This window comes from Cytobacillus sp. FSL R7-0696 (assembly GCF_038006865.1).
GTDB classification, from domain to species: Bacteria; Bacillota; Bacilli; order Bacillales; family Cytobacillaceae; genus Cytobacillus; species Cytobacillus kochii.
Map to the genome: position 1 here is coordinate 3,168,876 of NZ_JBBOWA010000001.1, position 13,301 is coordinate 3,182,176.

The window sequence follows — 13,301 nt, forward strand, 5'->3', positions numbered from 1 at the left end:
AAAAACTAGCTATAATTCGACTATATCTATTTATATAATGTAAGATGTTGATGGAAGAAGTATGTTATAGCCCATTCGAAAGAGAGGAAATTCCATGGCTGAGAGAATTTCTCGATGAAGGATAACAGAAAGCTAATCCGGAGTGCAGTTAACTACTGCCGTTCACCGCGTTAAGGTGCTTTGAGAGGTGAGAGTTTTCTTTCACAATCAGGGTGGTACCGCGAGCTTAAGTTCTCGTCCCTGTATTGGGGATGAGGGCTTTTTTTTATGGTTACATAAATTTTTTAGGAGGTTTTTTTATGAAACATTTAACTGGTGCAGAAATTAGACAAATGTTTTTAGATTTTTTTAAAGAAAAAGGTCACGCAGTGGAACCAAGTGCTTCTTTAGTACCGCATGAAGATCCATCACTATTATGGATTAATAGTGGTGTAGCTACATTGAAGAAATATTTTGATGGTCGAGTGATTCCCGAAAATCCAAGGATCGTTAATGCACAAAAATCAATACGTACAAATGATATCGAAAATGTTGGGAAGACAGCACGTCACCATACATTCTTTGAAATGCTTGGGAATTTTTCTATCGGTGACTATTTTAAAGAAGAAGCGATTCTATATGCTTGGGAATTCTTGACGAGTCCAAAATGGATTGGTTTTGAAGAAGACAAATTATCTGTGACAATCCACCCTGAGGACGATGAAGCGTACCAATTATGGAGAGAAAAAGTAGGTGTACCAGAAGAACGAATTATTCGTTTGGAAGGGAATTTCTGGGATATTGGTGAAGGGCCAAGTGGGCCGAACACAGAAATTTTCTATGATAGAGGAGAAGAGTATGGTAACGATTTAAATGATCCTGAGCTCTATCCTGGGGGAGAGAACGAACGTTATTTGGAAGTATGGAACCTTGTATTTTCTGAGTTTAACCATAATCCAGATGGAACATATACTCCACTACCAAAGAAAAATATTGATACGGGCATGGGCTTAGAGCGTATGGCTTCAGTTGTGCAAAATGTAAAGACGAACTTTGACACAGATCTATTTATGCCAATCATTAAAGGAACAGAAGATATTTCTGCTGAGAAATATGGGAAAACTGCGGAACAAGATGTCGCATTTAAAGTGATTGCTGACCATATTCGTACAGTAGCATTTGCGATTGGTGATGGCGCTCTTCCATCAAATGAAGGTAGAGGATATGTCCTTAGACGATTATTACGTCGCGCGGTTCGTTATGCGAAACAAATCAATATTCATCGTCCGTTCATGTTTGAGTTAGTACCTGTGGTTGCAGAAATAATGGTTGATTATTATCCACAAGTAAAAGAAAAAACAGCTTTTATTCAAAAAGTCATAAAAAACGAAGAAGAACGCTTCCATGAAACGTTACACGAGGGTTTAGCTATTCTTTCAGAAGTAATGAAAAAAGAAAAAGCTAATGGACATACTGTAATCGATGGAAAAGATGTTTTCCGTCTTTATGATACGTATGGTTTCCCTGTTGAATTAACAGAGGAGTACGCAGAAGAAGAAGGGATGAGCATCGACCATGATGGCTTTGAAAAAGAGATGGAAAACCAGCGTGATCGCGCTCGAGCTGCTCGTCAAGATATAGATAGTATGCAAGTCCAGGATAGTGTCCTAGGTGAAATTACGGTAGAAAGTCAGTTTGTTGGGTATGAACAGTTGACGATCGATACTGAAGTTGCTTCAATTGTAAGTGGTGGAGAGCTAGTAGACCAAGCTGGTCAAGGCGAAGAGGTTCAATTAATATTGACAGCTACTCCTTTCTATGCTGAAAGTGGTGGACAAATCGCTGATAAGGGAACGCTAACAGCGAGTGGCGTGAGGGTTGAAATAAAAGATGTTCAAAAAGCTCCAAATGGACAAAACCTCCATCGTGCAGTTATCACTGAAGGAGAATTAAAAGCTCATTCATCGGTTAAAGCAACTGTGGATTATTTTAATCGTAATAAAATCGTAAAAAATCATACTGCGACACATCTTCTTCACCAAGCATTGAAAGATGTATTAGGTACGCATGTAAATCAAGCTGGTTCTCTCGTTGAACCAGATCGACTAAGATTCGACTTTTCTCACTTTGGACAAGTAACAGGAGATGAGTTAGAGAAAATCGAAACCATTGTTAACGAGAAGATTTGGAATAGCTTAAATGTGCAAATTGACCTGAAAGATATTGAAGAAGCAAAAGCAATGGGAGCAATGGCTTTATTTGGTGAAAAGTATGGGAAAATTGTACGAGTTGTTCAAATCGGCGATTATTCATTAGAACTTTGTGGTGGTTGTCATGTGGCGAATACTGCAGTCATTGGTTTGTTCAAAATCCAATCTGAAAGCGGGATTGGTGCAGGCACGAGAAGAATTGAAGCGGTCACAGGTGAAGGTGCTTATAAGTTGATGACAGAGCAAATCTCTGTACTAAAAGAGGCTGGAGCTAAATTAAAATCAAATATAAAAGATGTACCAGTAAAAATTGACAGCTTACATGCAGAAATCAAGCAATTACAAAGAGAAAATGAATCATTAGCAACTAAATTGGGTAATATTGAAGCTGGAAGCTTGATTGACCAAGTGAAAGAAGTGAACGGTGTAAAAGTATTAGCTGCAAAAGTTCAGGCGACAGACATGAACCACTTGCGTAATATGGCAGATGAATTAAAACAAAAGCTTGCTTCAGCAGTGGTTGTACTTGGTAGTGCGAATGAAGGAAAAGTGAATTTAATTGCCGGTGTGACAGATGATTTGATTAAAAGTGGTTATCATGCGGGTAAATTAATTAAGGAAGTGGCTACTCGCTGTGGAGGCGGTGGCGGTGGACGTCCAGATATGGCACAAGCTGGTGGAAAAGACCCAGCAAAATTAGAGGGAGCGTTACAATTTGTAGAGGAATGGATAAAATCCGTTTGATTCCCGAATAGTTTAGTGTAGAATGTAGGTAAACAAAAGCGAATCATAAAAAGAAGAGGTTACATAACACCTCTTCTTAATGAAACTTGGTGTAGCTATCCATCCTTCTCTTTTTGAATAGGTAGCTTAATCGCTTAAGAACAGAATAGTGAGGTGTAGCAATTGAGCTCATTTGACAAAACGATGAGATTTAATTTTCCTGAGGAACCATTTGAACAAGATGTCAATAAAGTATTGTTCCATGTTCACGATGCTCTGCAGGAAAAAGGGTATAATCCTATTAATCAAATTGTAGGTTACCTGCTTTCTGGAGACCCTGCCTACATACCCCGTCACAAAGATGCAAGGAATGTGATTCGCAAGTTAGAACGGGATGAAATTATTGAAGAACTTGTGAAGTCGTATTTAAAACAACAACGAGAGGGATAATATGCGTACAATGGGATTAGATGTCGGCTCAAAAACTGTCGGCGTGGCTGTTAGTGATGGTCTTGGTTGGACAGCCCAAGGCATCGAAACAGTGAAAATAAATGAGGAACAGAATCAGTACGGATTTAAACGTATTGGTGAGCTGCTCAAAGAATATGAAGTAACAAAGGTTGTTGTTGGCATTCCCAAGAACATGAATGGTACAATAGGGCCTAGAGGTGAAGCGAGTCAGTTCTATGGCAATGAACTTAACAAACGTTTCGGTGTTGAGGTTATTTATTGGGACGAGCGTCTCACTACAATCGCTGCAGAGAGAGTCCTACTTGATGCAGATGTCAGTCGCAAAAAAAGGAAAAAAGTGATTGATAAAATGGCGGCAGTCATGATTTTACAAGGTTATTTAGATAGCCAGAATTAAGAGGTGAAAGAAATGGATCACGGAGAAAACAATATCACAGTAGTAGATGAGGAAGGTAACGAGCAGCTTTGCGAAGTGCTTTTTACTTTTGACTCTGAAGAATTTGGCAAATCTTATGTTCTTTATTATCCAATTGGTGCAGATGAGGATGAAGAAGAGGTTGAAATTCATGCATCTGCATTCGTTCCAAGTGAAGATAATACTGATGGTGAATTAATGCCAATTGAAACGGACGAAGAATGGGATCTTATCGAAGAGATGTTAAATACATTTTTAGAAAATGAAGAAGAGTAAGCTTGAAAAGACCTGCGTAGTTAGTGGGTCTTTTTTTATGTTCTATATTCTTCGCAGGTGAACTTGCGACTAAGGAGAGGACTTAGCAAAATATAACTATCTCAAACAAAAAACCTCCACTTTCAGCATGGTCCTCATTTCTATTTCATTCTCTATAAACTTAACTCTTTTTTAAGGGAGAGGTATTATTGATTGATGCTTTCTGTATAACTGATTCGTTCTATAGAATCGTTCTATAGTAGAAGAATTTTGTCTAAATATGCTATCCTATGACAGAAAGTATAGTATAATAATCCGAGATGTATGAGAGCTATTTTCCAGCTATTAATACAGTAGCAACATGAGGCGTAAAGGAAGTATGAATAGTAAGGGGAAATAGTTGCAAGGAGGTTTACCATGACAGATGATAAAAAAGGTAAGATGAAAAAACAGTTGATAGAGAGGCAAACAGAGGCGAGAGTTGTGCGTAAAATCGTGTTAATTACAGCCATAATATTATTTGTAATCATAGGTGTTGGAGGGCTAGGTGGGTTCCTTTATGTGAATTCTGCTTTAAAACCTGTTAATCCAGATAACGACAAAGTCAAGAATGTCGAAATCCCCATTGGCTCATCCGTTTCAGGAATCGGACAAGTACTAGAGGAGAATGGGATCATAAAGGATGCTAGAGTATTCAAATACTATGTGAAGCTAAAGAATGAATCAGGATTTATGGCAGGAACTTATGAATTGGCACCGGCGATGACATTAGGTCAAGTAATATCAGAGCTAAAAACTGGAAATGTAGATCAAGAAGTCGTGTTTAAAGTCACACTTCCTGAAGGCAAGCAGTTGGAGCAAATTGCGGCAATTATAGCAGAAAAAGCAGACATGGATGCAGACGAAGTCTTTGCAGAATTAAATGATAAAGCATTTGTACAGAAAATGCAGGAGAAATTTCCAAGTGTCATTACTGATGATGTTTTTGCGGAGAATATTAAATACCCTTTAGAGGGTTATCTATTCCCTGCCACATATGATTACTACAAAGAAGATGCAACGATAGAAGAAATTATCACACCAATGATTAAGAAGACAAGTGAAGTGCTTACTCAGTACACAGAAGCAATGGAGAAAAAAGAGATGTCTGTCCATGAATTACTCACAATGGCTTCATTAATCGAAGAAGAGGCCACTGCACAAGTGGACCGCGATAAGATAGCCAGCGTTTTTTATAATCGTATGGATGAAGACATGCCTTTACAAACAGATCCCACCGTTTTATATGCACATGGTGAGCATAAGGAAAGGACATTGTATAAGCATTTAGAAATAGATGACCCATATAACACATATAAATACAATGGCCTAACACCTGGACCGATTGCTAATGCAGGTTCAACTTCTATTGAAGCTGCATTGAATCCTGAAGAAACTGATTATTTGTTTTTCCTAGCTACACCAGAAGGAGAAGTTTTATTCTCTAAAACATTAGATGAACATAATGTGAAGAAAAATGAGCACATAACTAGTAATAATTAAAAAACAGAGGAAGCTAAAGGGGTGTGAATGATGTTAGATCATCATTTATGATAAAATCTCATAGCTTTCCTCTTTTTTTTGTGGTAAAATAGCACAAGCATTTTATATATTTTTTTTAGGTGGCGTATCATGCAAAAAGCGTAGATGGTCCAAGCTCTTTGACAATCTACTAATGTGAGCGCTTTTTTTCTTGCATATGCAAAGGATGGAAGTTAAATTAATAGAGGTGAAAGTAATTGCTAAATGATGAGCTAATTACATATATGCAAAAATTAATACCGGATCGTACAAACCTCTTCATGGAAATGGAAGAATACGCTAGGGAAAATCGTGTGCCAATTATGGAACTAGAAGGTATTGAAGCCATGTTACAGATTGTACGAATTCAACAACCAACAAAAATATTAGAGATTGGGACAGCAATCGGATATTCCGCATTACGAATGGCTGAAGCTTGTCCATCTGCTCATATTATAACATTGGAAAGAGATCAGGAGCGCTATGAAAAGGCAGAGAACTACTTTGCAAGAAGCGGCATGGCGAATCAAATCACCTTACTTAAAGGCGACGCATTAGAGCAAGAAGATGAGGTTCGATTATTAGGTGACTATGATATGATATTTATTGATGCAGCAAAAGGGCAGTATAAGAAGTTTTTCGAGATGTATAGTCAATATTTAAATAATTCTGGTGTAATTATTACCGATAACGTGTTATTTAAAGGCCTCGTTTATGAAAAGGCAGAGATAGAAAAAAAACGCATCCGCAACCTAGTGCAAAAAATTGACCAATTTAATGAATGGCTTATGAAAAATGATCGTTACCATACCGTGATTTTGCCTATCGGTGATGGTGTTGCGATTAGTAGAAAGAAATAAGTTTTGTTGTGATAAAGAATTATTACTAGTATAAGTACCATATGTTTGGCAATCATAGCAAAAAGGTGTATATTGTTAAACAGTAGCAAAAACGCTACGATGTTAGGGAGATTGATAAAGATGAAGAGAAAACCGATTGTCATCGGTGTAGCTGGTGGATCAGGCTCTGGAAAGACAAGTGTAACGAAGGCGATTTATAATCGATTTCAAGGTCATTCTATTCTTATGTTAGAACAAGACTATTACTATAAAGATCAAGCACATCTACCTTTTGAAGAACGTTTGAAAACTAATTATGATCATCCACTTGCGTTTGACACAGACTTATTAATTGAGCATATCATCTCTTTAACGAATCACGAGGTCATCGAAAAGCCTGTTTATGACTATTCTATTCATACGAGGTCAGATGATGTCATCGTTGTTGAACCAAAAGATGTGATTATCTTAGAGGGGATTCTTGTACTTGAAGATGAACGTTTACGTGATTTAATGGATATGAAGCTATTTGTCGATACTGATGCAGATCTTAGAATTATTAGAAGGCTTATGCGTGATATTAAGGAACGAGGGCGTTCCATTGACTCAGTAATTGAGCAATATGTTAGCGTCGTTCGTCCAATGCATAATCAATTTATCGAACCGACTAAGAGATATGCCGATATCATCATTCCTGAAGGTGGACAAAATAAAGTGGCAATTGATTTAATGGTCACAAAAATTCAAACAATTCTTGAAGAAAAGTCTTTTTTATGACACAATAGCATAGAAAAATAATAAGGCTACAAACGTTTGCATAGTTAGGCGCGTTCGATAAGGACGCGCTGTAAATGCATTGTTTATAAAATTTATACATACTTTTGACCAATAATAATTGGTTATATATGGTAAAGGAGTGAGTGTTTTGAGTACAGAAAAAGTATTTCCAATGACACAAGAAGGTAAAACGAAATTAGAACAAGAACTAGAAAACCTAAAAACCGTTAAGCGAAAAGAAGTGGTTGAACGTATAAAAATAGCTCGTAGTTTTGGTGACTTATCTGAGAACTCAGAATATGATTCTGCTAAGGAAGAACAAGCTTTTGTAGAAGGTCGTATTACGACTCTTGAAAATATGATTCGTAATGCTAAAATCATTACTGAGGATGAGATGAAAGGCGACGCAGTTAGCTTAGGTTCAACGGTTACTTTCATAGAATTACCTGATGGTGAAGAAGAAACTTATTCTATCGTAGGTAGTGCAGAGGCAGATCCTTTTGAGGGCAAAATTTCCAATGATTCACCGATTGCTAAAAGTCTTATTGGCAAAAAAGTAGGCGAAGAAGTGTCTGTGCAAACACCAGGTGGAGAAATGAGTGTTAAGATAACAAGTATTAACTAATAAAATTATCGTGTTTTAGCGTTTGAAATAGAAACACCTCGTCAACACTTTTGACGAGGTGTTTTTATGCAAAGAAAACGAGTCATTCTGTTTGTTTCTGTCATGATGATTATTTTATCAATACTTATTGTTAGACTGGCTCAAATACAGTTGTTTGAAACAAAGCATTTTACAAATCGAGACATAAACTTGATCAGTCAAAGTGTCGCACAACGTTCTAAGGAAATAGCCATAGATGCCGAGAGAGGGAATTTTCTTGATAGGGATGGTAAACAATTAACTGTTGCCTATAAAACGGTCTTAATCCTTTTTCCGTTCCTAAAAGATATAGAATGGGATGTCTCGAGTGTAGCTGAAATTCTTAAAGTTGATAAAAATCAACTCCGTCAAAAAGTTCAAGCAATAAAGAATCCTATTGTGTTTGGTGACCGAGAACCTTTCATTTTGTCTAATGAACAAATGGAGGAGATTAATCAGTTGGAAATACCAGGTGTGTTTGCAGTGAGAAAATCATACCCGATTTATGAGAGACCAGCAGAACAATTATTAGGGATTGCCAATAGAGATTTTTTACTAACCCAAAGATATCCTAATAAACACCTATCTAATATAACAAGACTAGGTGCAACTGGGATGGAAAAAAGCTTTGATGAACTTTTGTCTGGAGAAGGTGAAACAAAGCTCATTTATCATGTTGATGGAAAAGGAAGACCATTATTTGGCTCGAATGTAAAGTATGTTCACCCTGCGAATCCTTTTTATCCATTGAATATTAGAACGACGCTTGATTTTGAATGGCAGCAACGAATGGAAATGCTTGTCGATAAAAACGAGGTTACCAAAGGGGGGATGGTGTTAATAGATATTGAGGATAATTCAGTTGTCGCGATGGTTTCTCGTCCGAAAGTGAACCCAGTCAACCCTTTCGCTCATGGCGAAGAAGGTACGAATAATTTTATGGTGCAAAATCAAGTACTAGGGTCTATTTTTAAAACAGTTATCGCTGCAGCAGCGATAGATTATGGGCTAGATGCAAAAAGTCGTATGTTTGATTGTAATCAGTCAATCAATGGAGAAATAGATAAAAATTATCAATACGGCATGCTTAACTTTAAAGATAGTTTTGCGAGAAGTTGTAATTATACATTTGCAACGGTTGGCAAAGAACTGATGTCTATAGAACCATTGGTGATGGATAGCTATGCCAATAAATTAGGCCTTTCGATAAAAGTAGGATGGCAAGGAGATTTCTATCATTTAAAGGGCTTTCAGCAAATGGCAGATGAAGAACAAGGCCAGGTCTTTAGTGATCCACGGAATAGAAAAGATACAAATCTAATTGCTCTAACATCCATTGGTCAATTAGATGTCCGCAGTACACCGTTAGCTGTGGCAAATATGATGGCAACAATCGCGAGAGGGGGAGAAAAGCAGATGGTACGTGTCGCCTCGCAACTAGAATATAAAAATGGTACGAAAGTAAAGAGCTTTCAGCCTAAAAGAGTAGTTGGTAAAAATATAAAGCCATATACAGCCATATCATTACAAAAGCTTCTTCTTGAAGTTGTCAATCATGATTTGGGGACAGGTAGGCAACTACAAAATGTACCGTATCAAGTAGCAGGCAAATCGGGAACAGGGGAAACAGGAAAAAAACTGAATGGGCAGGAACTAGAAAATAAATGGTTTGCTGGCTATTTCCCATACGATAACCCGAGATATGCACTAGTAACTGTCCGGTTAGATGCCAAAAGTACCGACCCATCACCACTTTCTTTATTCGCTGATATTGTGAAAGAAATACATAGATTAGATCATTCCACGTAATGGTTATCCCTTCAAGTTTTTTAAAAGACATGTTAAAATGTTTTCAGCTATGATATTTCTTTTTTAAATTAGGAGGTATTCCTTTGAATAATACTGATAATGGTTCATCCCGTTATGATAAAAGATCGAAAAGGAAAAAAACAAACATAATCTTAAATGGCTTAATTGGCGTCGTTATCCTACTCATCATCGTTGTAGGTACGATTATTTTCTCCGGTGGAAAAGACGAGAATCAACCAGCGGATTCTGCTGCGAATGAAGAAGTAAATAAAGAAGAAACTTCTAAAGAAAATAACAGTGATGAAAAAGATGATGCAACAGATGAGGGAAGTCAAGAAGGTAACAGTGAAGAAAATAAAGATAATGAAGAGAATAAAGATGAAGAAACTAATGAAGAAGAAAACAATGAAGAAGAAGTAAAAGAGGAAGAGATTGTCACTGAAGGCGGCAGTAGTGCTGATGTAAAAAGAACAGTAGAAAATCCGGCTTGGCAACCTGTAGGTACAGTACAAGACGACCATCCTACAGCTGTGTATGATCAGAGTCATGTGGATTGGGATGAAATGCTTCGCGCAATCACTTATGCAACTGGATTAGATCGTTCAGCTATGACTGTTTATTTCCTTGGTAATGACGGTGTGAATCGTTCTGTTGGTACAGTCGCTTCACCAAATAAAGACGAAATGTATCGTGTATATATTGAATGGGTAGACGGAAAAGGATGGAAACCGACGAAGGTAGAAGAATTAAATAGTATATAAGAAAAACTGGTTTTCCTAGCCAGAATGAAACGCGAACATTCATTTGTTCGCGTTTTTTTTGCATCGAGAGTCAACATATGGTTGGATTTTAGAAAGTGGTGACTTCTAAGTGTCCACATGCAACAAAGGATAACCTGCTTCGCATGCAATTTTCACTCTACTTTTTCTTCAGTTTAAAATGAACAACAGCTGAATAAAACCTTTTGCCGTTTTCATCTAGATGCATTAGGTGAGCGACATGATGAACTTCTAGCATAATGGCTTTATTTGTTTCAATTTGCTCATTTATTTTCTTTTCTAAATCGTCCAGCTTTGTTGCTTCGAAAAATTCTACTTTATCCTCAATAAAATCTAATTGAAAGTTCAAGTTAATCATCCTTTCATACGCTATCACTCCTCATTTTAAGTAAATTTCATTTTCCGTGCAATGAGAAAAGTGGATATTGATTTTTCTTGAAACTTAAGAAGGGGTGTGGTAGATTGGGAACATGTTACAAATTAATTCATAGTATACTCATAGGAATTATTGCTATTGTAATTACGTGCAGGAGGTTGCGAAATGGGGAAAGAGTTTATTGAATTATTTGAAGAGTGGGCTAAAACATATGATGATACAGTAACAGGCCATGATGAAGAATATAAGGATGTTTTCTTATACTATGATCAATTGCTACAAGAGGTGGCGGACAGAGCAACAGGTAATGTATTAGAATTTGGCCCAGGTACAGGCAATTTAACCGTAAAATTATTAAAACGTGATTTAACTGTTATCGGAATTGAACCGTCGAAATCAATGAGAGAGATTGCTATCAACAAGTTACAAGACAAAGCAAAAGTGCTCGATGGTGATTTCTTAAACTTTCAAATAGATGAAAACGTAGATACCATAGTAAGTTCGTATGCCTTTCACCATTTAACAGATGAAGAAAAGTCTTTGGCGATTGAACAGTATGGAAAGATGTTACCTTCTGGTGGTAAAATAGTGTTTGCGGATACAATGTATGAATCTGTTGATGCTTATCAAAAGGCTATTACTGATGCCACTGAAAAGGGTTACCATAATCTAGCTGAAGATTTAAAGCGAGAATACTATACGACAATTCCCGTATTAAGAGAGATTATGCGGGTGAATGGTTTTTCAGTTTCATTTAATCGCTGCAATGATTTTGTTTGGATTATGGAAGGTGTCAAAGCTTAGAAAGAGGGAAAGTAATGAAAATAGCTATTATCGGAGCAATGGAAGAAGAAGTAACAATTTTAAGGGACCATATGGATGAGAAGAAACAGCAAGTGATTGCTGGCTGTGAATATACAGAAGGTAAAATGAACGGAGCAGACGTTGTTCTTCTTCGTTCTGGCATTGGTAAAGTGAGTGCAGCAATGTCCACTACCATTCTTTTGGAGAAGTTCAAGCCGGATTATGTCATCAATACAGGTTCTGCAGGAGGGTTCAACCCTGAATTAAATGTAGGTGATGTCGTTATTTCATCTGAAGTTAGACATCATGATGTCGACGCAACTGTATTTGGTTATGAATATGGTCAAGTACCACAACAACCTCCTGCCTTTATTGCACATGAGGCGTTATTGGAAATTGCTGAAGAGAGTGGTAAAGAGTTAGAAGGTATAACAGTTATAAGAGGACTGATTGCGACTGGAGATTCATTTATCAGCAACCCAGCGCAAACCGCACTAATACAAGATAAATTCACGGCATTGCAAGCAGTAGAAATGGAAGCAGCAGCGATTGCGCAGGTTGCTCATGCCTTTGATACACCTTTTGTGATTATTCGCTCTTTATCTGATATTGCTGGTAAAGAATCTAATATTTCTTTTGATCAATTCCTAGAGAAAGCAGCATTACACTCTGCCAATCTTGTTATGAAAATAGTCGAAGGAATCAAAAGTAAATAATCAACAAAGGACGGGAAGTTATGAAGGTTTACCGAAGCATTCATGAATTAATTGGACAAACGCCAATGGTAGAAATTTCGCAGTTTGACTTACCAGAAGGTGTGCGTTTATTTGCTAAGTTAGAATACATGAACCCCGGTGGCAGTGTAAAAGACCGCCTAGGACAAGAATTATTAAGAAATGCTTTTGAAAGTGGTAAGTTAAAAAAAGGTGGAACAGTTATTGAGCCAACAGCAGGCAATACAGGTATAGGTCTAGCGCTAGCAGCATTAAAAGAAGATGTGAATGTGATTGTTTGTGTACCTGAGAAGTTTAGTATTGAAAAGCAAGATCTGATGAGAGCTTTAGGAGCTACAGTCGTTCAAACACCTACAGAAGAAGGAATGAAAGGTGCCATTGCCAAAGCAGAAGTGCTTTTAAAGGAAACCCCGAATGCATTTTGTCCACAGCAATTTGCAAATCCGGCTAACCCGGATACTTATTACCGAACTTTAGGCCCTGAAATATGGGATGATCTTGATGGGAATGTGGATATATTTGTAGCCGGTGCAGGTACAGGTGGCACATTTATGGGCACTGCTCGTTATTTAAAAGAAAAAAGAGAACAAATAAAAACCGTCATTGTTGAGCCAGAAGGTTCCATCTTAAATGGTGGCGAATCTGGTCCGCATAAAACAGAGGGAATCGGTATGGAATTTTTACCAGATTATATGGATACCACTTATTTTAATAGCATTCATACAATAAGTGATGAGAACGCTTTTAATAGAGTAAAGCAATTAGCCGAAAAAGAAGGAATGCTTGTCGGTAGTTCATCTGGTTCAGCTTTGCATGCAGCACTATTAGAAGCAGAACAAGCTCCAGCAGGTACGAATATTGTGGTGATTTTTCCAGATGGCAGTGAGCGTTATTTAAGTAAAAAGATTTATGAAGGAGGTATTTGAT

General features: G+C 37.3%; 14 protein-coding genes and 1 other annotated feature. Of the genes, 13 read left to right on the forward strand and 1 reads right to left on the reverse strand.

What is annotated here, in order from left to right:
- The first annotated feature begins 38 nt into the window (after positions 1 to 38).
- Positions 39 to 245 (forward strand) — a binding site (T-box leader).
- 54 nt (positions 246 to 299) lie between these two features.
- From alaS to MKX29_RS16420, 10 genes are all read left to right on the forward strand, one after another.
- Positions 300 to 2,933, forward strand: coding sequence for an alanine--tRNA ligase (gene alaS, locus MKX29_RS16375; protein WP_341106591.1), 2,634 nt, complete (start codon positions 300 to 302; stop codon positions 2,931 to 2,933).
- 162 nt (positions 2,934 to 3,095) lie between these two features.
- The gene (locus MKX29_RS16380; protein WP_095372470.1) at positions 3,096 to 3,362 is read left to right on the forward strand and encodes an IreB family regulatory phosphoprotein; all 267 of its coding nucleotides are present in this window, start codon (positions 3,096 to 3,098) and stop codon (positions 3,360 to 3,362) included.
- 1 nt (position 3,363) lies between these two features.
- Positions 3,364 to 3,780: a Holliday junction resolvase RuvX gene (ruvX, locus tag MKX29_RS16385; protein ID WP_095372471.1), complete on the forward strand. Its 417-nt coding sequence runs from the start codon at positions 3,364 to 3,366 to the stop codon at positions 3,778 to 3,780.
- Positions 3,781 to 3,792: 12 nt separating this feature from the next.
- A complete protein-coding gene (locus MKX29_RS16390) occupies positions 3,793 to 4,074 on the forward strand; it encodes a DUF1292 domain-containing protein (protein ID WP_095372472.1) in 282 nt (93 codons plus the stop codon).
- Between the two features lie 396 nt (positions 4,075 to 4,470).
- Positions 4,471 to 5,595: an endolytic transglycosylase MltG gene (mltG, locus tag MKX29_RS16395; protein ID WP_341106594.1), complete on the forward strand. Its 1,125-nt coding sequence runs from the start codon at positions 4,471 to 4,473 to the stop codon at positions 5,593 to 5,595.
- Positions 5,596 to 5,831: 236 nt separating this feature from the next.
- Positions 5,832 to 6,473 (forward strand): O-methyltransferase, encoded by a 642-nt coding sequence (locus MKX29_RS16400; RefSeq protein WP_224935905.1) that lies wholly within the window; start codon positions 5,832 to 5,834, stop codon positions 6,471 to 6,473.
- 120 nt (positions 6,474 to 6,593) lie between these two features.
- The gene (gene udk, locus MKX29_RS16405; RefSeq protein WP_224935906.1) at positions 6,594 to 7,229 is read left to right on the forward strand and encodes a uridine kinase; all 636 of its coding nucleotides are present in this window, start codon (positions 6,594 to 6,596) and stop codon (positions 7,227 to 7,229) included.
- A 148-nt stretch (positions 7,230 to 7,377) separates the two neighbouring features.
- Positions 7,378 to 7,854, forward strand: a complete 477-nt coding sequence (greA, locus tag MKX29_RS16410; protein ID WP_224935907.1) for a transcription elongation factor GreA — start codon at positions 7,378 to 7,380, stop codon at positions 7,852 to 7,854.
- A gap of 66 nt (positions 7,855 to 7,920) precedes the next feature.
- A complete protein-coding gene (locus MKX29_RS16415) occupies positions 7,921 to 9,681 on the forward strand; it encodes a peptidoglycan D,D-transpeptidase FtsI family protein (RefSeq protein ID WP_289434167.1) in 1,761 nt (586 codons plus the stop codon).
- Positions 9,682 to 9,764: 83 nt separating this feature from the next.
- Positions 9,765 to 10,442, forward strand: coding sequence for a DUF1510 family protein (locus MKX29_RS16420; RefSeq protein WP_224935909.1), 678 nt, complete (start codon positions 9,765 to 9,767; stop codon positions 10,440 to 10,442).
- A 157-nt stretch (positions 10,443 to 10,599) separates the two neighbouring features.
- Here the strand turns inward: MKX29_RS16420 and MKX29_RS16425 are convergent, their stop codons facing one another.
- Positions 10,600 to 10,809, reverse strand: a complete 210-nt coding sequence (locus MKX29_RS16425) for a DUF2536 family protein (RefSeq protein WP_341106600.1) — start codon at positions 10,807 to 10,809, stop codon at positions 10,600 to 10,602.
- A 192-nt stretch (positions 10,810 to 11,001) separates the two neighbouring features.
- On the opposite strand from MKX29_RS16425, the gene MKX29_RS16430 reads away from it, so the two are divergent.
- From MKX29_RS16430 to MKX29_RS16440, 3 genes are read left to right on the forward strand one after another with little or no spacing between them, the layout of a single operon-like run.
- Positions 11,002 to 11,640 carry a class I SAM-dependent methyltransferase gene (locus tag MKX29_RS16430; RefSeq protein WP_224935911.1) on the forward strand — a complete coding sequence of 213 codons (639 nt, stop codon included), beginning with the start codon at positions 11,002 to 11,004 and terminating at the stop codon, positions 11,638 to 11,640.
- 14 nt (positions 11,641 to 11,654) lie between these two features.
- Positions 11,655 to 12,356, forward strand: coding sequence for a 5'-methylthioadenosine/S-adenosylhomocysteine nucleosidase (mtnN, locus tag MKX29_RS16435; protein ID WP_224935912.1), 702 nt, complete (start codon positions 11,655 to 11,657; stop codon positions 12,354 to 12,356).
- Positions 12,357 to 12,376: 20 nt separating this feature from the next.
- Positions 12,377 to 13,300, forward strand: a complete 924-nt coding sequence (locus tag MKX29_RS16440; RefSeq protein WP_224935913.1) for a PLP-dependent cysteine synthase family protein — start codon at positions 12,377 to 12,379, stop codon at positions 13,298 to 13,300.
- The last annotated feature ends 1 nt before the right edge of the window (position 13,301 follow it).